Origin of the sequence: Granulicatella adiacens ATCC 49175, from assembly GCF_025150565.1 — a bacterium.
Classification (GTDB): domain Bacteria; phylum Bacillota; class Bacilli; order Lactobacillales; family Aerococcaceae; genus Granulicatella; species Granulicatella adiacens.
In genome coordinates this window covers 1,217,135-1,238,691 of the sequence record NZ_CP102283.1, presented here as the reverse complement: position 1 = coordinate 1,238,691, position 21,557 = coordinate 1,217,135, and the positions used below count along the sequence as shown (strand labels likewise).

The window sequence follows — 21,557 nt, the reverse complement described above, 5'->3', positions numbered from 1 at the left end:
AATTAAAGTGTACAAATCTATGTACGAAAATAAATCAAACGGAGGAAGTTTGCTTCATCTGTTGGAAAAGGGGTATGACAATGAGAAACACAAAAGTTCGTGCAATCCAATATGGTTGCGGTAAAATGGCCAAGGTCCTTTTCAAGTATATGGTGGATCATGGTGTGGAAATTGTTGGTGCAATCGATAATAATCCAGAAGTTGTTGGACTCGATGTCGGTGATTTTGCCGAATTAGGGTTTAAAACAGGAGTTGTAATTTCAGATAATGCAGAAGAAGTGTTCAATAGTTGTGATGCAGATATTGCTATTGTGACCATTTTATCCTATATGCCAGAGATGTATCCGTTCTTTGAAACAGCAGCGCGTCATGGGGTGAATGTGATTACGACTTGTGAAGAAGCCATTTATCCTTGGAATACCTCTCCATCTGAAACGAATCGTTTAGACCGTTTGGCAAAAGAAAATGGGCTGACCATTACTGGTTCAGGAATGCAAGATATTTACTGGATTAATATGCCTTGTCTTGCGATGGCAGGAGTCAACCGTATTGATAAAATTAAAGGGGTCGTGAGCTATAATGTCGAAGACTATGGTTTAGCCTTAGCAGAAGCTCATGGTGCAGGATATACGAAAGAACGCTTTGATGCAGAAATTGCGACTGCTGAAAGTTTCCCTTCTTACATGTGGAATGCTGCCGAAGCTATCTGTTCGAAGATGAATTGGACGATTAAAGACATCAGTCAAAAGAGTGTTCCATATGTGTTAGACGAAGATGTGTATTCTGAAACACTTGGTCGAACCATTCCTGCTGGGGAAGTGACGGGAATGTCTGCAGTGACCACTCTCCATACGCATCAAGGAGTAGAAATTGAAGTGGAATGTATTGGTAAAGTTTACCGCGAAGATGACGGAGATATGTGTGATTGGGAAATCACTGGAGAACCAAACTTAGTGTTCTCTGTTCAAAAACCAGATACAGTCGCACATACTTGTGCAACGATTGTCAACCGCATTCCAACAATCTTAGATGCTTCTCCTGGATTTGTAACGAGCGAAAAATTAAGAGAAGCTTCTTATCCAACGTATCCATTGCATACGTATGTAGAAAATCCCTTTTTTGAGTATTAGGAAAAATGATCAATTTGAATACTAAAAATAGCCACTACAATTGTAGTGGCTATTTTCATTTAGAATTCAGACTTATTTATTGAAGTTGTTTTTAATTCCTTCAACTGCGCCTTCAACGCTTTCTTTTACGTTATCAATGACTTCTTTTGCTTTTCCTAAACCTTTTTCTACAGCACCTTCTGATTCAAGGCTTTTATCGCCTGTAACTTTACCCGCTAATTCTTTAGCGGCACCTGTTGCTTGTTGTAATTTATCTTCTAATGACATATGAAGACCCCCTTTACTGTTTGACTCATTATAGCATCAAAAAAAGGTTTCACCTAAGTTTCTGCTTGAGGAACTATTTTGTAGAGCATTATTATTTTGAAACAGAATCTTTGACAGAATAAAGTTAGAGGTATATAGTTCTATATAGAACTAATTTGAAAGAAGGGTATTCATGAAAGCAAAAATGAAGGGTGGTTACTTAGTCCACCATGTAGGGTTGCTCAATGGGAGAACCTATCAAAAAATATTAAAGAAACAGCCTTCAGCCCAATTTAGAAGTGAGCAATCTAAAATTTTATCTTCACTTTGGAACTATGAAAATGAGTGTATGACTTTTACAGACTTAAGTCAAAAGACGGGGCTTGCCATTAATACCTTAACGAGTATGATTAAAAAATTAGAAGAACAAGGACTTGTTAGTTTAGAAGCTTGCAAGATTGATAAACGGAAGCGTTATGTCAGTCTAACAGAACTCGGAAAAGCTCAAAAAGAGATTGGAGACGAAGTGAGTTATGAATTAGGAGAACAATTTTATAAAGGGTTTTCGATCCAGGAAATTTTTGAGTTCGAAAGCTATTTAGAAAGAATTATTCAAAATTTGAAAGAATACGAAGAATAAGAAAGAATAGGAGAAACTAAATGTTAGAGTATAAAAACGTCGCCTTACGTTATGATGAAAAGCTCGTTTTAAAAGACGTAAACCTTACGATTAACGATGGCGAATTTATGGTGTTAGTGGGTCCATCCGGTTCTGGGAAGACAACGATGTTGAAGATGATTAACCAGTTGATTGAACCGACTGATGGAAATATTTATTTAAATGAAAAACGAATCAAGGAACATGACCAACGAAAATTACGCTTAGAGACAGGGTATGTCCTTCAACAAATCGCGTTGTTCCCGAACTTAACGGTAGCAGAAAATATCGCCCTTATCCCTGAAATGAAAGGGTGGAAGAAGGAGCAAATCACAGCCAAAACGAAAGAACTGCTTGAGAAGGTAGGGCTTCCTTTTGACGATTATGCCAAACGCCTTCCAAGCGAACTCTCTGGTGGGGAACAACAACGCGTAGGGATTGTCAGGGCGATGATTGCTGAACCGATGACGCTACTCATGGACGAACCGTTCTCAGCACTCGATGCGATTTCTCGTAAGCAACTACAAGAACTGACGAAGTTACTTCATCATGAGTTTAAAATGACGACCATTTTCGTTACGCATGATACCGATGAAGCGTTGAAACTAGCTGACCGTATTGCTGTCCTAAAAGACGGAGAAATCCAGCAAGTCGCATCACCTTCTGAAATTCTCGCACATCCTGCAACCGCATTTGTAGCGGAACTTTTTAAAGGAGGTGTGCGTCATGAATAATTTGATTACGACGTTTCAAGACCGTTTTAGCGACTGGACAGTAGCACTAGGACAACATCTACAACTTTCCTTATTAGCGCTACTGATTTCGATTCTGATTGCTGTTCCTTTGGCGGTTCTGTTAAGTTCTCGTAAGCGTGCAGCAGGCTTTGTTCTTCAAGTGGCTGGGATTTTCCAAACGATTCCGTCCCTAGCACTATTAGGGCTCTTCATTCCATTTATGGGGATTGGAACGGTTCCGGCGCTTACAACCCTTGTGATTTACGCCTTATTCCCAATTTTGCAAAATACGATTACAGGTCTACAAGGAATTGATCCAAGTCTGGAAGAAGCCGCAGTGGCCTTTGGGATGACTAAATGGGAACGATTGAAGAAGTTTGAAATTCCGATTGCAATGCCTGTCATCATGTCTGGGATTCGAACCTCTGCCGTATTTATTATCGGGACAGCGACACTTGCTGCGTTAATTGGGGCTGGGGGACTCGGATCGTTTATTCTCCTAGGGATTGACCGTAATAACGCTAGTCTCATTATCATTGGTGCAGTCTCTTCAGCCGTCTTGGCGATTGCGTTTAGCACCTTATTAAAATGGATGGAGCATGCCAAATTAAAAACGATTTTCGCAACCTTTGTGCTTCTATTTGCAGGACTAGGGGCTTCATTTGTATCAGGAATGATGCCTTCGATGGGACAACAAACCTTAATCATTGCAGGGAAATTAGGGCCTGAACCTGAGATTTTAGCGAATATGTATAAACTCTTAATTGAAGAAAACACAAAGCTGAAAGTGGAAGTAAAACCAAACTTCGGGAAGACAACATTCCTGTATGAAGCATTAAAATCAGGGGATATTGATATTTACCCAGAATTTACAGGAACTGTTACAGAAAGCTTGTTGAAGCCTGCCCCAAGCATTTCTCATGATCCGCAAGAAGTCTTTGAAGCAGCAAGAGATGGAATTCTAAAACAAGATGGCTTAGCCTTTCTAAAACCGATGGCATATCAAAATACCTATGCCGTTGCCGTTACTAGAGCGGTTGCTGAAAAGTATGGATTAAAAACGATCTCCGACTTGAAGAAAGTGGAAGGACAATTGAAAGCAGGCTTTACGCTTGAATTTAATGACCGTGAAGATGGCAATCGCGGACTTCAAAGTAAATATGGATTAAACCTCAATGTCGCAACGATGGAACCAAGCCTTCGTTACCAAGCGATTCAATCAGGAGACATCCAAATTACGGACGCGTACTCAACGGACGCTGAAATTACACGTTATGATTTAGTCGTATTAGAAGACGACAAACAATTATTCCCACCTTATCAAGGAGCGCCTTTAATGAAGGAAGCATTATTAAAACAACATCCTGAGTTAGAAGGTGTATTGAATGTATTGGCAGGAAAAATTACTGAAAGTCAAATGAGTCAAATGAACTATGAGGTTGGAGTAGAAGGGAAGTCTGCTGAAACGGTTGCCCGCGAGTTCCTTCAAAGTCAAGGCTTCATTAAGTAGGAAATACAATCAATGTAGAACTTCACTTTAAGAACAAGGCAGATAAATCCAGTAAATACTCATTCACTGTTCAGCCTCCATTTTAGAAGAAAAGCATTAAAACAAAAAAAGAATGTAGTGAAACTACATTCTTTTTTTTGCTTTAATCAACCCTATAAAGAAATAGATTATTCCGCTACTTTTTTGAAACGCATTGTGAAGTAGGCAGTAACCTTTTGATCATTATCCAGTATTTTTTGTTGTTCGAGTGTTAGTGTTAAAATGCCATCTTCAATGGAATATTTATAGGACACTGGTTTTACGAATTTTTCGACTGAAAAGGTCGCCAGACTTAGGAAGTTTGGTGCGTACTTGAATTCCATCGTACCGGTACCCTCATTGATTGTAATCCCTGTTAAGGTCTCTTGGACTTCATTCTTTTCATCATTAAATCCATAGGTGAGGTAGCCTTTTTGATTGTTCCATTTCTCTAGACTCTGTTTCAAAACATTATATTGATTTTTAATATATTCTTCTTTCGTTCCTTTGACACTTGTTAGATTCTTGGACTTCGCGTAGTCATAGAAGTTGCCCATAGCCGCTTCGATGGAGGTAGTATAATCATATACCGCAGAATTCCCTGTAATCGTCAGTGTCGGTTTTACGTCCTTGAAGGCATCCGAATAAATGAGTCGGCGTGGAATTTCTTCCTTATCCTGAAAATCTAGGTATCCTAAGCCGCGTTCAAGTGTACTTCTGAAATCGATTTGTTCCCATTTTCCTTCGAGAGAGTTTGAAGAATTGGCAGTTGTTGTTGTAGTCGTTGTAGCAGTTTGATTTCCACAGCCGGCAAGCATTAAAAGAGAGCAGCCAGCAATGAATAATGGTTTTAAATATTGTTTAAACATGGTCGCGTCTCCTTTCTATTTCTTTTCTGCACTTGGTACGCGTTTGAAGTTCAGTTCGAAATGAACTGGAAGATTATCCTTCGTCTTCATATCGGCGTAGATGGTCAAGATACCGTCTTTTACTTCATAGTTGTAAGTTACTGAATCAAATCTGTGATCTTTGTCCGCTGTCGTTAGAGGGAAGGAGTCAAGAATGATGATCCCTTCGTCAAATGTGACAGTTTTTGCTTTTTCATCGACAGTTCCTGTAGCTTCGTAGCTATACGTTCCGGTCGATGTATCCATTGATGCTTTATATTTCTTGAAGTTTTTCACGAAATCTACTTGTCCATTAATATAACGGCTGACAAATGCATCCTCTGTCATTTCTTTCTTGTCCCTTGAAATCTCGTAGAATGCTTTTGCAAATTTTTTCGAATCGTATTGATAGCTTAGCTTTGCAGTTGTGCCATCAATGGATAATTTCATCTTGAAGTCTTTAAAAGCTTCAATGAATTTCGCAAAAGTATAGCTTTTCATTCCTCGTGGGAAAAAGGCCTTTTGCAATGAATCAAGCTCGTAAACGGATTCCCATTCACCCGCTAAATTATTTGGATCTTTCTGTTCTTGTTGCGATTTTTGTGCATTATTGGTATTTTGATCTGATGTTTGGTTCTGTCCACAACCAGCAATCACGAAAACTGCGAGAAGAGAGAATAGACCAAGAAACAGTTTCTTAGTTTGTCTAATCATCGTTAGACCTCCTTCAAAAAGATTGTTGTATTATGCTTATATTATACTTCTAATGTTTTTGTTTTGCAATGCTTTTCACGATAATTACTACCTTTCCTCGTAACTTCACCGATTATTCAAACTGAGAAGCACAAAATTGTCTCTAACAATGGAACAAATAGTTGAGATTCTCAAGAGCTTTTATGTGCAAAAAAGTTAGCCGTATCTATTAAAATACGAAGGTCCTTTGGAGTATAGTCATGATAGCCGCGAAGAACAAGGAAGATGAATTAGAGCGGGTTAAAGTTTCCAACTTTTACCCGCTCTTTGAAGCTTGCTAGGGTTGAGACCTTAGGCTCAAACCGGTGTAGCAGTTATCATGACTATACTGAACCAAAGGTTCCGAAGTATTTTAATAGAGTATAAGATCTTATTTTTCTTTGCACAAAAAAGCCCCTTGAGAAATTCTCAAAGGGTAGTGGAATGACTAATTGCTCGTTGCATCAGACACTTTTTTGAATTTTGCAGAGATAACCGAATTTAGATTATTCTTGCCATCTCGTTGCTCAATCGTCAACGTTAAAATATCTCCATCAATAGAATATTTATACGTAGTTTCTTTATTGACAGGTCCAATGGACATGATTGCAAGCTGCACAATATTGATAGCTTCTGGGAAGACAATCGTTTGATTTGCTGTATCTAATTTACCATTTTTCAAAACAGAATGAATTGTGTTATTATCTTTATCAAATTCATAAGTTGTATTTGGGTAGTCTTTAGCAGCTCCTTGTAGAGTAGTCGATAATCTAATAAATTGATTTTTAATATATTCGTCTTTCGTTTGAGTTACTTTAGCCGCATCTTTTTGTTTTAAGTAATCGTAGAACATTCCAAAACCTTCTGTTAAAGATACAGTGTAGTCGAATTCAACAGATGTACCTGTAATGTTCAACGTTGGTTTCAAATCTTTCAATGCCTCAGGATAGATCAGTTTGATAGCCGAATCATCATTTTTGAAATCTTTATAGGCTAAGCTACGTTGAAGAGCTGGTCTGAAGTCGATGGCTTGCCATTTTCCTTCAATTGGAACTGGGTCTTTTTGAGTAGTGCTACCTTTACGTTTGAAGTGTAGTTCATAGTGAACTGGAAGATTATCCTTTGGCCCTTTTCCGTCAATCGTGATATAAAGCATATCATCTTTTAGTTCGTAATGATATGTGTTTGGCGAAACGCGGTTTTCACCAAATGAGAAGAAGAATGAGTTCGTTACGGTAATTCCTTCATCAAAGGTCATCGTTTTAGCGTCTTGATCAATAGAACCCGTTGCTTCGTAGCTATACACACCAGTTTCTTTATTCATGCTAACTTTGTATTTCTTAAACTCGCCTGCAAACTCTTCATGAGAGTCATAGAGTAGTTTTTTATATTCTTCTTCAGTTTTTCCTTCAGCTTTTTTTGAGAAAGTGTAGAAAGCTTTAATAAAGTTATCAATGTTATAATCGTATTTAATCGTTGCCGTATTGTTTTCAATCTTCATGTCCATTTTGAAGTCTTTTACTGAATCAAGTAAGCGTGCAAAGTTGATTGCTTTAAGAGTATAGGCTCCGATGGAATACGATAAAGCATCGACTGCATCGACTAATTCCCAATCACCATCAATAGTCTCTACTTTTGGTGCTTCTGTTTGAGCGGCACTTTGAGAGTTGCTTTGGTCTTGAGAACAAGAAGCCAGTACGAAGACTGAGAATAGAGCAACAAATGCTAAAAATAATTTCTTATAATGTCTAAACATCTTTAGACCTCCTTAATAGAGTAATTCTAATATAATTAAATTATAACGATTACCATTTTTACTTGCAATGGTTTTCACGAATTTTACAAGCTTGCCCCGTAATTTCACCGATTATTCAAAATGAGAAGAGGAATAGTTTTATTTGACCGGTTCACTAAACGATAGAGACTCTAAAGGACTTTTTAGTGTAAAATTGCTTTCAGCTTCTATAAAAATACGAAGGAGCTTCGGGGTATAGGAATGGGAGTAAGACAGAAGAAACAGTGTTTTTCTGTTTCTTCGTAGTCTTACCCCCGCAAGGACAAATAGGATTCCAAACTACTTGATAGTGAAGGTCAATCCATTTGTCTACTGCGTCTACATTGTTTAAGTTAACAATATGAAAATTGCAAGCTTGCTAGGGTTGAGACCTAAGGCTCAACCCGGTGTAGCAGTTATCATAACTATTACGACCCAAAGGTTCTATAGTATTTTAATAGTGCACTTAATAAATCAGTTTTGAACTTTCTTAAATTTCAATTCGTAGTAAATATTATAGATTTTGCTAGAATCAGGCTTTTCAAAAGTAATTGTCAAGACATCACCGTCTAATGAGTAGTGATAAGTTGTTTCTAAATACGCTTGTGATGCTTCTGAAAAAATGACGAAATCTGCAATAGCCATTGGATTTGGGAAAGTGATGGTTTTATTTTTTGTATCCACCTTTCCGTTTGGTACCACAGTATGGACACTGTAATTTGCCTCATCAATTTCAATTTTAGAATTCAAACTTACCGATAAATCTGTTTTAAGTCGATTAAAGTAGAAGTTGATGTATTTTTCTCTTGAATCTTTATTTTCTGTCTTAGTGGTTTGATAATAATAGTTGTAATCGGCATTATAGGCGTCTGTTAGATGAACCAAAACGTCATAAGTAGCGCTATTCCCTGAAATCGTTAAGGTTGGTTTTAAATCCTTTAACGCATTCACATAAATTAATTGGAAAGCTTTTTTATTTTTTTTATTCACACGATAGAAGAGCCCCCGTAATAAGGCTTCTCTAGTATTCATCAGTTCCCATTTTCCGTCTAAAGAAACTGTCTGTTTAGAAGTTGGTTCTGTCGTATTGTTTTCTGAACCAGAGACACGTTCGAATTTTAATTCAACATGAGCCGGTAGCTGTGTTTCTTTTTCGGTTCCGTCCATAGAGATAATTAGTAGATTATCTTTTAAATCGTATTTATATGTGACTGGATCATATGCCTCCGTAAATGTCACCGGGAAGTACATAATGAAGTTTAAAGGTTCTTCGAAGTTCAGGGTTTTATCTTTAGAATTGACGGTCCCTGGAGCGTAGAAAGTAAAGGCACCCGTTGCTGTATCAGTTGTGACTTTGTTTGTCTTGTAAGGGTCTGCTAATTCTTTAATTTTTGGAAATAGTTTTTCCTTAAAAGCTTCAAGTGATATATCTTGTTTAGAGATTTTATAATAGTCCTCTGCAAAACGATTTAAGTCAGTAGAGTAGCTAACTTCCACATTTTCGCCATTAACCTTCAAGCGCATGTCTAAGTCGTCAAAAGTCGTTAATAACTTTCCAAATGTATCAACATTCAATTTGTATATAGAATAAACAGACTGCATTGAATTATGAATGTCTGTTAATTTCCATTCGCCCTCAATATCTGTTGTTATTTTCGTTTCTTCTGTTTTAGCAGCTGCCGAACTATCGGAGTTATTTGAGCCTTGAGAGCACCCTGCAATAACGAATACTGAAAAGATTGATAGCAGAGCGAACAAGTATTTCTTTCCAAGTCTACCCATTGTGAACCTCCTAAAAAGAGTCTTGTATATGCCTTTATCATACGTTTATTGCTATAAGTTTGCAATGGTTTTCACGAAAATTACAACCTTGCTTCGTCATCCCATTATTATTTAACAGGTGAAAAGGAAAGTTCTTCAGCACAGATGGAGCAGAATTTGAGATTCTTAAAAAGGATTGTGTAAGGAAGAAATTTTTTAAGTCTATTAAAATACGAAGGAGCTTCGGGGGATAGGAATGGGAGTAAGACAGAAGAAACAGTGTTTTTCTGTTTCTTCGTAGTCTTACCCCCGCAAGGACAAATAGGATTGACCAAACTACTTGATAGTGAAGGTCAATCCATTTGTCTACTGCGTCTACATTGTTTAAGTTAACAATATGAAAATTGCAAGCTTGCTAGGGTTGAGACCTAAGGCTCAACCCGGTGTAGCAGTTATCATAACTATTACGAACCAAAGGTTCTAAAGTATTTTAATAGTGCACTTAATAAATTATTTTTGCACTTTCTTAAATTTCATCGGATAAACCAAACGAATTCCATTTTCTTTAAAGACCTTTTCAGCGTACATCGTAAGAATATCGCCGTTGACCTCATAGTGATACGTAATTGGGACTTCTTTTGAAGAAATATAAAGTGGAAGAATACCAAATAGATTTGGAACGTCCGGGAAGACAATCGTTTTTGCGTTTGTGTCTAAAACGCCACCTTCTTGTTTCCCTTTATAGATATAAGTTTCGTCGTTGTAAGTACCAGATAAGTCTTCCGATTTTTTAATATTTTTTTGAGCATTTGCAGCAAGAACTCTAGCAGCTTCTGCCTTGTCCTTAGCGATATCTTTATGTGCTTCAGCAAAGAACTCGAAGTATTTATTCATATCAGCCGTGTACGTAAGAGTTACCTTTGTTCCTTCGATTGTTAACGTAGGAGAGACATCTTCGAAAGCCTCTGTTACTTTCAATCGTGTATATGCGTCCTTGTAAGTATATAAAAATGTACGTTCTATTGTATCTCTAAAGTCGATTGCTTGCCATTCACCTTCAAGAGCGACTGGTTCAGGGGCTTCTGTTGTTGTTTCAGCAGTCGTTTGTTCTGGCTTTTGTTCAGCACATCCTGCAACGAATAGAAGAGTAAGAAGCGACATTGTCCATAGCGAAATTTTTTTCATCATTTTCATCATTCATCACTCCTTCTATTTGTTCTCTTCTGTGTAGTTGAAACGAAGACGCATCACAAGTTTCAAACCTTTATCGTTTTTGCCCTCAGCAGAAAGGGTCATTTGTTTTCCCTCCACTGTATAGTTATACGTCATAGCCTCCAGTGGGTTAGAAGTAGGTCCTAAGATGATTCTACTTAGGAATGTTGGAGTTTCTGGGAAAGTAATCGTGTGATTGTCCGGATCAATAGTTCCTGTTAGCGTATAGTCATAAGCGTAGTTTGCTTCGTCGACTGTGATTTTGGTATGTTGAAGAGTCGCTACATAGGCTTTTAAATCTTCTGTTTTCTTTTGGACATATGTTTTGAAATCAGGTGTCGTAAGGTTTTGTCCTTTATATTGATCTTCGTAAATTCTGAGATAGTCAAAACGATACTTCAATTCAACCGTCTTGTCTTTAATCGTCATCGTCATATTGACATTATCTAAGTCATCCAACATAAGTGCTGCTGCGCGGGATTCCACATTAGTAGCAAGGAATACCTTTTGCAACGTCAATTGTTGTTCTGTCCATTGCCATGTTCCTTGTGGATTCTTTGTAAAATCAACAGGTTCCTTTTGTGGTTGGCATCCAGCAATCAAAAGAACGCTAAGAAACGCTAAAAATCCTAAAAGTAGTTTCTTTGTTTTATAAAACATGAATTTTCCTCCTAAACGATGTTACTTCTATTTTATCATTATTAAGAATAAATAAAAAGTGAAGTTTTGAACGAGTGAGCGTTTAGAAATTTTGGGAGTTGATTTCTTTAAAACGAAGGACATATTAGGGAAGCCGGTTAGAATAGACAGGAAATAAAAAATAAGGTTGGCAAGGATTGCCAACCTTATGTAGATTTTACTCAACTTTATAAAAGAATTCTCTAGGATCACCACTTGAACCTTGTCCTGCCCAAATACGATTGACGGTTTGGTCTGATGGATCTTCTTTTGGAACCATTGTAAATTTAGTTCCAGCAGGTAGGAAGATGATTGAATAGCCACTAGTATTCGTGTTAACAGCAACGGTTAAATATCCTCGGTCCATCTTTGGTTTCCCCAATTTTTCAGTGGTACTCACAAGACCGTTTTTATCGAAGGTTAAGGTTTGACCTTTTCCGTTTTTCCATATTCCAGCGATACTTGAATAATCACCGTTTTGAATGGCGTCAAGATCCATAGAAGTGGATGTTGATTTGGAAGAAGCAGTGTTTTTTGTTAAAGTATTCCATGTTAAATTTTGTAAGTTGAATTCTTTCGGGTATTTCTTCACATCTTCTAGATTATTTGTTTTAGAGACTTCTTCAAGCTCTTTCCCTTCTTTATTTAATTTAAATAAAATAAATTCTTGATTAATCTGAGTGCTCAATAATAGTGATCGGTCTTCGCGAAGGGTGAGAGTTGTGCGTTCATTTCCAATACCTTCCATTTGATTAGAAACATTAGTTAATTTTGCAAGCGATCCACCAGTGTTCGAATAAATATCAAGTAGAGTGTATCCATTGCGACTATCTTTTAGTGCAATCAGAAGTTCATCAGTTCCGTCTTGATTCAAATCGGAAAAGGCATATGAAATTCCTTTAAACTTTGGTTCAACGTCGCCTTTTGGAACGGCTTGAAGAGCGGAACGATTGATTGTCGTTCCATCTGGTTCTCCTCCTGCTAGGACTTTTGCGTAAGCTTGAAGAACTTCATCGAAAGAGTGCAACGTTAAGCTGGATTCCTTGGAAGCAGTGGTTGTCTGAGAAGCTGTCGTTGTTTCTAGGGTAGTCGTTTCTGAAGTTGTTGTTTCTTTACTAGTATCTGTAGTCGTTTGGCATGCGCCTAAAACGAAAGAACAAGATAATAGAGTGAAAATGAGTTTTCTATTTTTCATAATCGTTCTCCTTACTGAAAGAATAAATCTGTTTTCATTATACAGAAGAAGAGAGTAGAAGTCTAAAAAAATTTAGGAAGAAGATAGGCAAATGAAGCAAAACACACAAAAAGCTCCTTGGAAAAATCCAAAGGAGCTTTCATTTTTATGGAAGAAACGATTGAGTTTAGCGTCCAAACCAAACGCTCATATCTACTAGACCTAAGCCTTTTACATACTCTGTAGAAGTGTATTGCCATCCACAGCTTGGTTGGCTATATGGAAGCTGGTATCTGAGTTGTGGAGTATAAGCCGCCACCCAGTCGACATAATTTAAGATATCCGGATGATTCAAGCGATTTTGTAAGAGATATTGATAACTGTAAATACGTACGTTCGTGTAGCCAGCTTTCGCCATCGTATTTTGATAAGCCTTCCAGATTTTCACCCATGTAGCGGTATCTGTTGGGGCCACTTTAGAACCATTTTCATAACGCCAATCTTCAATATCGTAATAGATTGGGTAGGTTGGTTTGATATTGTATCTTTTGATGAGTTCTAATGTGAGATTAGCATCTTTGACACCATCTTCGTCGTTAGAAGCGTATGTGTAAAGGTAAATGCCGTATGGAACGCCTAGGCGGTTTAGTTCACGAATATTATTGGCGAGATGTTTATCTTCAGCACCTGTATATCCGATACGAACAATCACTGCATCGATACCATTTTCACGGATGATGCTTTCCCAGTTGGAGATGTGACCTTGGTGTTCACTCACGTCCATGACTTTCTTTGTATGCTCGTCCCCAAGACGTTGAGAGGCACCATTATAGAAATAACGTTTGCCATTCTTTTCGACCCAGCCGATGTCGACTGCTTTTTTACTGAGGACATTACCGTTATCGTCAAAGACATATTCATAATGATCGATGATATGTTTTCCTGTTGCCATTTTACCATTATCGAAGACGTAGTACTTGCCATCAATCCATTGTTGACGGGCTACTTTCCCGTTAGAGAGGAAGTAGTACCAGTACTGGCCAACTTTCACCCATTTATTTTTTGCGTAGCGACCATCGGATTCAAGATAGTAGGAAGAACCGTATTTTTGGTCGTAAATCATTTGGTTTTTCGCAATTTTTCCATCTGCTTTGAGATAGTAATCGCCAACCCATTCTCTTTGAGCCATTTGGCCGTCGTTTTTGAAGAAGTACCATTCTTGATTTAACTCAAGCCATTTATTATGGACATATAGACCGCCTTCTTGAATGTAGAACCAATTATTATAGCCTTTATCGAAAATCCATTCTTTATCAGCCATTGTACCGTCGTCTTTGACGTAGTAAGAACCGACCCATTTATTCTTGTCCATTTCTCCCGCTTTTTGGAAGTGATACCATTTCCCATTTAGTTGCATCCACTTATCAGAGGCGTATTTTCCGGTTTCCTCGAGATAGTAGGTCGCTTTATAGTTGGAGTCGTAAATGAACTCGGACTTAGCCATATAACCGCCTGACTTCAAGTAGAAGGTACCTTTCCATTCATTACGGGCATAAGTACCACCAGGTTTGATATAGAACCAGCTATTGTAGGTTGTATCAAATACCCATTCATCATCGGCCATTTCACCGCTAGCTTTATGATAGTAGTTCCAGTTAAATTCATTGGCGTACATGGTGCCATCTTGATGGAACATATACCATTTTCCATTGATTTGTTTCCAAGCGTTTTGAACGGCTTTTCCGTCTTCTTGGGCGTAGTACCATTTTTGATTGAACGTCACCCAACGATTTGTAACGAGTGCGCCATTATCGCCCATCAGGTAGCCATTTACAAGAGTATTCTTCTGCATTCTACCTGCACGGTCGAAGTAGTACCATTTGCCATCGAATTGTTTCCAAGCATCTTTGAGATATTTTCCAGATTCAGTAACGTAGTAGCGTTCTCCTTGAATTGTCATCCATTGATTCGTTCCCATGACCCCTTCGTGATCAAAGGCGTACCCATCAAAGGTTGTATTTTTAAGCATTTTTCCTTCTTCATCGAAGTAATACCATTTTTGGTCAACCTGCTTCCATTGTCGGGTGATGGGCACCTTATTGATATGGTAATAAGTAACGCCATCTCTTGTTACAAAGCCTGTATAAGTGGACTTTTCAACTTCTTTTGTTTGTGTTTCTTCATTGGATACTTCACGTTTTCTACGAGTACGAACCTGTTCAGTTGTCGTGGTGGTTGTCTCTTCTTGAGTAGTAGGGGCGACAGTAGTTACTTCGCTTGTCGTCACTTCTGATGATTTCTCGTCTGTGGTTGTTTGTGCGAAGATTGCTTGCGTTGATAGCATCATCATTGCACTAGTAATAAACGTCAGTCTTGTATATTTTTTCATTTTTTCCTCCCTTTTTTCATGTGATACCATTTCAATATAACAAATGAGAGTGGAAGGTTCAAATAAACCTAAGCGCTTCCTTGCAATCTTAATAATTAGTCTTTTTTGATGAAAAAAAGGGAAGGAAAGAACAAAAAAGCCTCACCCGGTGGATGAGACTTTTGATGAAATTGATGCATTATTTAGCAGTTTTGTAGAAGTTTTGAATGCCACTCACAATTCCAGCAACAAGCTTATCTTGATAAGCACTGTCACTGATTTTCTTGCTTTCAGGGCTATCCATATAGCCAAGTTCTAATAACACAGCGGGTTTTGCAGTTTCACGAAGAACGGCAAAACTTGCACCACGAATGCCACGGTCATTAGCCCCTGATTTTTCAATAATCGAAGCGTGTAGATTCTCAGCTAGACGTTTACTTTCACTCATGCGAAGTGGATTGTCATGAGCTTCCTTATTAATACGAGGTGGAAGATCTTCATCGGCTTCATAAATATAAGTTTCAACACCACTGCGACTTTGTCCACGAACACTAGAAGCGTTGAAGTGGATACTAATGAAGAAGTCCGCATCGGTTTTATTTGCCATTTGAGAACGTTCTGTTACGAAGTCGACAAATTCATCTTTATCCCTAGAAGTAAGAACCGTATACCCAAGTCTTTCTAATTCACTACGTAGTTTACGATAAATTTGCAGAGTCAAATCTTTTTCGCGAAGCCCATTATAGACTGCGCCAGGATCTTTCCCGCCGTGCCCTGGATCAAGGAAGATGACATTTTTGTATTGTCCGTAATTCACGGCTTCAGGAACTTCAGCGACCCAAAGACCATTGGCTTGGAAAACATGCTTTTTACCATCGATGGTAAAGAGATTGCGCGCATAAGAACCGCCTTCTTGTAAGTAGAACCATCCGCCATATGAGCCGTCGTAAATCCATTCTTTCTCGGCCATCGAACCATCTTCTTTTACATAGTAAGCGCCGACCCATTTATTCTTGTCCATTTGACCAGCATTTTGGAAATGATACCATTTGTTTTGAATATGAAGCCAACGATTGCTAGCGTACTTACCACTGTCTTCAAGGTAATAAGTCGCTTTATAGGAAGGATCATAAATGAATTCAGACTTCGCCATGTATCCACCTGACTTCAAGTAGTAGGCGCCTTTCCATTCATTTTGGGCGTATGTTCCATTGGCTTTGAAATAGAACCAGCTGTTATAGGTTGGATCAAAAATCCATTCGTTTTTTGCCAATTCTCCACTAGCTTTATGGTAGTAATTCCAGTTGAATTCATTTGCATACATCGTGCCATCTTCATGGAACATGTACCATTTCCCATCGATTTGCTTCCAAGCATTGCGAACGGCTTTTCCTCCGGAAGTGATGTAGTACCATTTTTGACCAAGAGATGCCCATCCTTCTTTTACGAGCATTCCTTGATTATCGACCAAGTAGCCGTCTGGTGTGAGGCCGTTTCTGACCATTTTTCCATCCGCGCCAAAATAGAAGTAACGATCTTCCGCCCATTTCCAAGTGGAAGTAACCGGTTTGTCCTTAACATGATAGTAGATGTCTCCATCAGCTCTCAAAATACCCGTATAAGGTGGATGTTCCCCTGGTTTGTAGAAATAAATATCATTTTTAGCATCGGTTGGAAGGGAGACGGGAGCTTCCGTAGTTTTCTCTGTCGTTGTTTCTTCTTGCTGAGTGGTTGCTAGCTGCGTTGTTTCTTCACTCGTTGTTGGAAGAGTAGTCGTTGTATCTGTGACAGTCTCCGCTAATACCAACTGAGGAAGAAAAAGGGAAAGAGCAGCAGTTAAAAAAGTGAGTTTTGTTGCTTTTTTCATAGGTTCCTCCTAAATCTTTTTTTACGTCATCAGTGTATCAAAAAGGGGGAAGGGGTGCAATGTTTTAACACTTTGTTCATAAAAAATTCAAAGTTGGTTTGATGGAAAAATGGACATAAAAAAACCAACTACCGGAGTAGTTGGTTTGAAACTGTATTCTTATTCTCTCATGGAGCCATCTGCAGTGACGTAGTAAGAACCAATCCATTTGTTCGTATCTAATTCTCCGCCACGACCGAAGTGATACCATTTGCCGTTTAATTCCATCCACTTATCAGAAGCGTATTTTCCGTTTTCCTCAAGATAATAGCTTGCTTTATAAGAAGGGTCATAAATGAACTCTGACTTAGCCATATAACCGCCTGACTTCAAATAGTAGGCGCCTTTCCATTCATTTCTGGCGTAAATGCCTCCTGGTTTGATATAGAACCAGCTGTTATAATACGAATCGAAAAACCATTCATTATCGGCCATTTCACCACTAGATTTGAGATAATAATTCGAGTTGAATTCATTTGCATACATTGTGCCATCTGCATGGAACATGTACCATTTCCCATCGATTTGCTTCCAAGCATTGCGAACGGCTTTGCCTCCGGAAGTGATGTAGTACCATTTTTGACCAAGAGATGCCCATCCTTCATTTACGAGCATTCCTTGATTATCGACCAAGTAGCCGTCTGGTGTGAGGCCGTTTCTGACCATTTTTCCATCCGCGCCAAAGTAGAAGTAACGATTTTCTGCCCATTTCCAAGTAGAAGTAACTGGTTTGTCCTTCTCATGATAGTATATGTTGCCGTCAGCTCTCAAAATACCCGTATAAGGTGGACGTTCACCTTGCTTGTAATAATAAATATCATTTTTAGCATCGGTAGGAAGTTCAACAGGCGCCTCTGTGGTCTTCTCTGTCGTCGTTTCTTCTTGCTGAGTTGTTGCTAGCTGCGTTGTTTCTTCACTTGTTGTAGGAAGAGTAGTCGTTGTGTCTGTGACAGTCTCCGCTAATACCAACTGAGGAAGAAAGAGGGAAAGAGCAGCAGTTAAAAAAGTGAGTTTTGTTGCTTTTTTCATAGGTTCCTCCTAAATTTTTTTTTTACGACATCAGTGTACCATAAAAAAGGGGGGGTGCAATGTTTTAACACTTTGTTCATAAAAAATTCAAAGTGAGATTGATGGGAAAATGGACATAAACAAACCAACTACAGGAGTAGTTGGTTTGAAACTGTATTCTTATTCTCTCATGGAACCATCTGCAGTGACGTAGTAAGAACCAATCCATTTGTTCGTATCTAATTCTCCACCACGACGGAAGTGATACCATTTGCCATTGATTTTTTCCCACTTATCAGTGATGTAGGATCCATTGCTGTCAAAGTAATACCAGCTAGAATAGTTCTTGTCGTATACCCATTCGTTTACAGCCATTGAACCGCTACCTTTGACGTAGTAAGAACCGACCCATTGATTTGTATCTAGTTCTCCGCTACGACGGAAGTGATACCATAAACCGTTGATTTTTTCCCATTTATCACTAACGTAATGACCATTTTCTACTAAATAGTACCAACTAGAGTAGTTCTTGTCATAAATCCATTCGCTCTTAGCCATTTCGCCATTCTCTTTAAGATAGTAGGCCCCTTGCCAATTGTTACGAACCATCTTTCCATTATGATCGGCATAATACCATTTGCCATCCTTTTCAACCCAGGCATTTTTACGGATGATGCCGTTATGCCCAACAAGGTATCCATAGGCTTCAGGATTTGGTTCTAAATGACCTTTAGCATTAAAGTACAGGAATTCCCCTTCATTAACGGTTTCCACTAATGAGTTATAAACAATTCTTCCATTTTCGTCTGCGTAAAAAGTATGTTCTCCAACTTTAACAGTGTCTTTTTGTGCCATTTCTCCTGTATCTTGGAGAAGGTAACCGTCAACGATTGCACTTTTTTGCATGATGCCTTCTTCGTTGAAATAGTACCATTTTTCGTCAATTTTTCTCCATTGAGAAGTAATTGGAACATTATTCACGTGATAATAGGTCACACCATCTCTAGAAGTAAAACCAGTAAAAGGCTTTTCTTTTGGTTGATATTCTTCCACGACTTCATTCTCGTGGTTGTCCGCATCGTTTTCTACAGGAGCTACCGTTGTGGCTTCTGTCGTTTCAACTGGTGCATTTTCTGCGTAGACTGCTTGAGCAGATAAAAGAAACATTGCTGCAGTCATAAAAGTAAGTGTTGTAATTTTTTTCATATTTTCCTCCCTGTTTTCAAAAATGAACGTTCTTACTATATCAAAAATTCTTTTGAAGTTCAAACTATATTAACAAACTTCACGAAAAGTTTACTTTTTCCTTCAGCAATCATCGCTCTTTTTTATGCTATAATCGGATTTATGAAAAATAAAGACATTACAAAACAACCAAAACAAAAAATTCTAAAAGGAACCTTAATGACACTCTTTGCAGGGATTGCCTGGGGGATGAGTGGAGCGAGTGGTCAGTACTTGATGGCGCACGGAATTGGTGTGCTTGCCCTGACAGATTTACGACTCATTATCTCTGGGACGCTACTGCTTCTTATGAGTTATCTTTTCAACCGAGAGCAGCTATGCTCGTTCTTTAAGGAGAAGAGCAATTACGTTAAAATCATTATTTTTGCCTTTGTAGGATTATTCTTAAATCAATTTTCGTATTTACAAGCGATCGCCTTGAGTAATGCTGGAACGGCAACGGTCTTGCAATATCTCTGTCCGGTCATTATTCTCGTGTACATCTGCTTGAAAAATCGTACGGCACCGACTGCGTCTGAAGTGACCTCAATTGTTCTTGCGATGGCGGGAACCTTCTTAATTGCGACACATGGTCAGTGGAATCAACTTAGCGTCACACCACTAGGGCTATTCTGGGGTATCTTCAGTGCGTTCACCTATGCCATCTATATTATGCTTCCGATTAAACTCATCCAAACGTATGGAAGTCTAACGGTGATTGGCGTAGGAATGGTGATTGCAGGAGTCATTCTTTTCCCAATGAGTGGACTCACGACCCTTCAACTAGAATATAGTGTTGATATTCTGGCTGCGTTAACGGGAATTATCCTTATCGGAACGGTCATTTCTTATACGATGTTCCTAAAAGGGACGAGTTACATCGGTCCGGTGAAAAGTAGTTTGATTGCTGCGGTTGAACCTATTTCTGCCGTCTTCTTTGCTTTTCTCATTATGAACGAGCATTTTTATGCCATCGATTTTGTCGGAATGGCGATGATACTAGGAGCGGTGGTCTTGATTTCAGTACGTGACCTTCTCAAAGAACGCCGGAAAGTGGAACAAGGCATTATTGAATAAGAAAGAATCAAACCGCAATTGGATCCAATCCAGTTGCGGTTTTTGCTTGCGATAAAAGTAGTAAGAAAACTTTAAAAATGAGACCGTTCTCATGAAACTTTCATCTTTTTCAAATAAATCGTTTGTGCTATACTATGTACCATCAATTAACAGATGGAGGTCCTTAATTTGTCTTATTCACTCGAAATTTTACCAAGTTTATTACACGGAGCAGTGACGACATTAGAAGTGTTCGCACTCGTGCTTATCTTCTCAATTCCGCTGGGCATTCTCATTGCCTTTGCGATGCAACTCAAATGGAAGCCACTCAACTGGCTCATTCATATTTACATCTGGGTGATGCGCGGGACTCCTCTGTTACTCCAACTCATCTTTATTTATTACGTCTTGCCAAGTGTCGGCATTCGTCTAGACAGACTCCCGGCAGCGCTCATTGCTTTCACGCTCAACTATGCGGCGTACTTTGCAGAGATTTTCCGCGGGGGGATTGATACGATTCCAAAAGGGCAGTATGAAGCGGCGAAGGTGTTGAAATTCACTCCAGGAGCGACGATTCGCTATATTGTTCTTCCTCAGGTGACGAAGATTGTCTTGCCAAGTGTCTTCAATGAAATCATGAGCCTTGTCAAAGATACGTCCCTTGTTTACGCGCTTGGAATCTCAGACCTGATTCTGGCGAGCCGTACCGCAGCTAACCGCGATGCCAGCCTCGTTCCGATGTTTTTAGCTGGTGCGATTTATCTGATTGTTATCGGGGTTGTGACGCTTGTGGCCAAACGCATTGAAAAGAAATTTAGTTATTATAAATAGGAGGACAAGAAAATGTTAGAATTACGCAATATTAGTAAACGATTCGGCGATAAACAAATCTTGTCCGATTTCAACTTAACCATTCACGAAGGAAACATCTTGGCCATCGTCGGACCGTCAGGAGGCGGGAAAACAACCTTACTTCGGATGTTAGCTGGGCTAGAAACCATCGACTCTGGAGAAGTGTTCTATAACGGCGAACCGCTCGCACTTGATGAACTTACAAAGCGCCAATTACTTGGATTCGTATTCCAAGACTTCCAATTATTCCCACATTTATCCGTATTAGAAAACTTAACGATTTCGCCGGTGAAAATGAATGGGGTGCCTCAAGAAGAAGCGAACGCGAAGGCACGAGCACTCTTAGAACGCCTCGGTCTAGCTGGACACGAGGACGCACTCCCGTATTCACTTTCAGGCGGGCAAAAACAACGGGTGGCCTTGGCACGTGCGATGATGATTGACCCTGAAATTATTGGCTACGACGAACCAACATCAGCGCTTGATCCAGCACTTCGCCTAGAAGTAGAAAAGTTAATCCTCCAAAACAAAGAACTCGGAATGACGCAAATCGTCGTCACCCACGATTTAACCTTTGCCGAAAACATCGCGGATGAACTCTTGACGTTCGAACCGAAATAGGAGGCCGC

General features: G+C 39.0%; 19 protein-coding genes. 7 read left to right on the top strand and 12 right to left on the bottom strand.

The genetic code is table 11. From position 1 onward, the window contains the following. The first annotated feature begins 80 nt into the window (after positions 1-80). Positions 81-1,130 carry an NAD(P)H-dependent amine dehydrogenase family protein gene (locus tag NQ540_RS06045; protein ID WP_039848820.1) on the top strand — a complete coding sequence of 350 codons (1,050 nt, stop codon included), beginning with the start codon at positions 81-83 and terminating at the stop codon, positions 1,128-1,130. 72 nt (positions 1,131-1,202) lie between these two features. Here NQ540_RS06045 and NQ540_RS06040 read toward each other — a convergent pair whose 3' ends face one another. Further along, positions 1,203-1,397, bottom strand: a complete 195-nt coding sequence (locus NQ540_RS06040) for a CsbD family protein (RefSeq protein WP_005605849.1) — start codon at positions 1,395-1,397, stop codon at positions 1,203-1,205. 172 nt (positions 1,398-1,569) lie between these two features. Here NQ540_RS06040 and NQ540_RS06035 point away from each other — a divergent pair, with 172 nt between their 5' ends. The 3 genes from NQ540_RS06035 to NQ540_RS06025 are packed head-to-tail and all read left to right on the top strand — an operon-like array spanning position 1,570 to position 4,278. Further along, on the top strand, positions 1,570-2,016 hold the full coding sequence (locus NQ540_RS06035; RefSeq protein WP_005605848.1) for a MarR family winged helix-turn-helix transcriptional regulator: 447 nt from the start codon (positions 1,570-1,572) through the stop codon (positions 2,014-2,016). 20 nt (positions 2,017-2,036) lie between these two features. Then, positions 2,037-2,768: an ATP-binding cassette domain-containing protein gene (locus NQ540_RS06030; protein ID WP_005605847.1), complete on the top strand. Its 732-nt coding sequence runs from the start codon at positions 2,037-2,039 to the stop codon at positions 2,766-2,768. After that, entirely contained in the window at positions 2,761-4,278 is a 1,518-nt protein-coding gene (locus NQ540_RS06025; RefSeq protein ID WP_005605846.1) for an ABC transporter permease/substrate-binding protein, read from the top strand. The genes NQ540_RS06030 and NQ540_RS06025 overlap by 8 nt, the downstream gene beginning before the upstream one ends. A 167-nt stretch (positions 4,279-4,445) precedes the next feature. Here the strand turns inward: NQ540_RS06025 and NQ540_RS06020 are convergent, their stop codons facing one another. The 11 genes from NQ540_RS06020 to NQ540_RS05970 all read right to left on the bottom strand — a co-directional run bounded on the left by NQ540_RS06020 (position 4,446) and on the right by NQ540_RS05970 (position 19,002). Then, complete coding sequence (locus NQ540_RS06020) at positions 4,446-5,165, bottom strand: hypothetical protein (RefSeq protein ID WP_005605845.1); 720 nt, start codon at positions 5,163-5,165, stop codon at positions 4,446-4,448. 15 nt (positions 5,166-5,180) lie between these two features. Next, the gene (locus tag NQ540_RS06015; RefSeq protein WP_005605844.1) at positions 5,181-5,897 is read right to left on the bottom strand and encodes a hypothetical protein; all 717 of its coding nucleotides are present in this window, start codon (positions 5,895-5,897) and stop codon (positions 5,181-5,183) included. 466 nt (positions 5,898-6,363) lie between these two features. Next, on the bottom strand, positions 6,364-7,671 hold the full coding sequence (locus NQ540_RS06010) for a hypothetical protein (RefSeq protein ID WP_005605842.1): 1,308 nt from the start codon (positions 7,669-7,671) through the stop codon (positions 6,364-6,366). A gap of 492 nt (positions 7,672-8,163) precedes the next feature. Next, a complete protein-coding gene (locus NQ540_RS06005) occupies positions 8,164-9,471 on the bottom strand; it encodes a hypothetical protein (RefSeq protein WP_005605840.1) in 1,308 nt (435 codons plus the stop codon). 489 nt (positions 9,472-9,960) lie between these two features. Next, complete coding sequence (locus NQ540_RS06000; RefSeq protein ID WP_005605839.1) at positions 9,961-10,647, bottom strand: hypothetical protein; 687 nt, start codon at positions 10,645-10,647, stop codon at positions 9,961-9,963. Positions 10,648-10,659: 12 nt separating this feature from the next. Continuing rightward, entirely contained in the window at positions 10,660-11,322 is a 663-nt protein-coding gene (locus NQ540_RS05995) for a hypothetical protein (protein ID WP_005605837.1), read from the bottom strand. A gap of 196 nt (positions 11,323-11,518) precedes the next feature. Further along, complete coding sequence (locus NQ540_RS05990) at positions 11,519-12,535, bottom strand: DUF6287 domain-containing protein (protein WP_005605836.1); 1,017 nt, start codon at positions 12,533-12,535, stop codon at positions 11,519-11,521. 166 nt (positions 12,536-12,701) lie between these two features. Then, positions 12,702-14,903, bottom strand: coding sequence for a GH25 family lysozyme (locus NQ540_RS05985; RefSeq protein ID WP_050755088.1), 2,202 nt, complete (start codon positions 14,901-14,903; stop codon positions 12,702-12,704). Positions 14,904-15,081: 178 nt separating this feature from the next. Next, positions 15,082-16,749, bottom strand: a complete 1,668-nt coding sequence (locus NQ540_RS05980; RefSeq protein WP_005605832.1) for an N-acetylmuramoyl-L-alanine amidase — start codon at positions 16,747-16,749, stop codon at positions 15,082-15,084. 159 nt (positions 16,750-16,908) lie between these two features. Continuing rightward, positions 16,909-17,817 carry a hypothetical protein gene (locus NQ540_RS05975; protein WP_005605830.1) on the bottom strand — a complete coding sequence of 303 codons (909 nt, stop codon included), beginning with the start codon at positions 17,815-17,817 and terminating at the stop codon, positions 16,909-16,911. 159 nt (positions 17,818-17,976) lie between these two features. Next, on the bottom strand, positions 17,977-19,002 hold the full coding sequence (locus NQ540_RS05970) for a 1,4-beta-N-acetylmuramidase (protein WP_005605828.1): 1,026 nt from the start codon (positions 19,000-19,002) through the stop codon (positions 17,977-17,979). A 141-nt stretch (positions 19,003-19,143) separates the two neighbouring features. Between NQ540_RS05970 and NQ540_RS05965 the strand changes: the two genes are divergently transcribed. From NQ540_RS05965 to NQ540_RS05955, 3 genes are all read left to right on the top strand, one after another. Next, positions 19,144-20,097: a DMT family transporter gene (locus tag NQ540_RS05965; RefSeq protein ID WP_005605826.1), complete on the top strand. Its 954-nt coding sequence runs from the start codon at positions 19,144-19,146 to the stop codon at positions 20,095-20,097. A gap of 168 nt (positions 20,098-20,265) precedes the next feature. Further along, positions 20,266-20,907 carry an amino acid ABC transporter permease gene (locus NQ540_RS05960; RefSeq protein ID WP_039848818.1) on the top strand — a complete coding sequence of 214 codons (642 nt, stop codon included), beginning with the start codon at positions 20,266-20,268 and terminating at the stop codon, positions 20,905-20,907. 12 nt (positions 20,908-20,919) lie between these two features. Then, complete coding sequence (locus NQ540_RS05955) at positions 20,920-21,549, top strand: amino acid ABC transporter ATP-binding protein (RefSeq protein WP_005605823.1); 630 nt, start codon at positions 20,920-20,922, stop codon at positions 21,547-21,549. Positions 21,550-21,557: the final 8 nt, after the last annotated feature.

Excerpts from the sequence above, each read along its gene's own strand:
- NQ540_RS06045 (WP_039848820.1), top strand. The coding sequence starts at position 81 with ATGAGAAACACAAAAGTTCGTGCAATCCAATATGGTTGCGGTAAAATG.
- NQ540_RS06040 (WP_005605849.1), bottom strand. The coding sequence starts at position 1,397 with ATGTCATTAGAAGATAAATTACAACAAGCAACAGGTGCCGCTAAAGAA.
- NQ540_RS06035 (WP_005605848.1), top strand. The coding sequence starts at position 1,570 with ATGAAAGCAAAAATGAAGGGTGGTTACTTAGTCCACCATGTAGGGTTG.
- NQ540_RS06030 (WP_005605847.1), top strand. The coding sequence starts at position 2,037 with ATGTTAGAGTATAAAAACGTCGCCTTACGTTATGATGAAAAGCTCGTT.
- NQ540_RS06025 (WP_005605846.1), top strand. The coding sequence starts at position 2,761 with ATGAATAATTTGATTACGACGTTTCAAGACCGTTTTAGCGACTGGACA.
- NQ540_RS06020 (WP_005605845.1), bottom strand. The coding sequence starts at position 5,165 with ATGTTTAAACAATATTTAAAACCATTATTCATTGCTGGCTGCTCTCTT.
- NQ540_RS06015 (WP_005605844.1), bottom strand. The coding sequence starts at position 5,897 with ATGATTAGACAAACTAAGAAACTGTTTCTTGGTCTATTCTCTCTTCTC.
- NQ540_RS06010 (WP_005605842.1), bottom strand. The coding sequence starts at position 7,671 with ATGTTTAGACATTATAAGAAATTATTTTTAGCATTTGTTGCTCTATTC.
- NQ540_RS06005 (WP_005605840.1), bottom strand. The coding sequence starts at position 9,471 with ATGGGTAGACTTGGAAAGAAATACTTGTTCGCTCTGCTATCAATCTTT.
- NQ540_RS06000 (WP_005605839.1), bottom strand. The coding sequence starts at position 10,647 with ATGATGAAAATGATGAAAAAAATTTCGCTATGGACAATGTCGCTTCTT.
- NQ540_RS05995 (WP_005605837.1), bottom strand. The coding sequence starts at position 11,322 with ATGTTTTATAAAACAAAGAAACTACTTTTAGGATTTTTAGCGTTTCTT.
- NQ540_RS05990 (WP_005605836.1), bottom strand. The coding sequence starts at position 12,535 with ATGAAAAATAGAAAACTCATTTTCACTCTATTATCTTGTTCTTTCGTT.
- NQ540_RS05985 (WP_050755088.1), bottom strand. The coding sequence starts at position 14,903 with ATGAAAAAATATACAAGACTGACGTTTATTACTAGTGCAATGATGATG.
- NQ540_RS05980 (WP_005605832.1), bottom strand. The coding sequence starts at position 16,749 with ATGAAAAAAGCAACAAAACTCACTTTTTTAACTGCTGCTCTTTCCCTT.
- NQ540_RS05975 (WP_005605830.1), bottom strand. The coding sequence starts at position 17,817 with ATGAAAAAAGCAACAAAACTCACTTTTTTAACTGCTGCTCTTTCCCTC.
- NQ540_RS05970 (WP_005605828.1), bottom strand. The coding sequence starts at position 19,002 with ATGAAAAAAATTACAACACTTACTTTTATGACTGCAGCAATGTTTCTT.
- NQ540_RS05965 (WP_005605826.1), top strand. The coding sequence starts at position 19,144 with ATGAAAAATAAAGACATTACAAAACAACCAAAACAAAAAATTCTAAAA.
- NQ540_RS05955 (WP_005605823.1), top strand. The coding sequence starts at position 20,920 with ATGTTAGAATTACGCAATATTAGTAAACGATTCGGCGATAAACAAATC.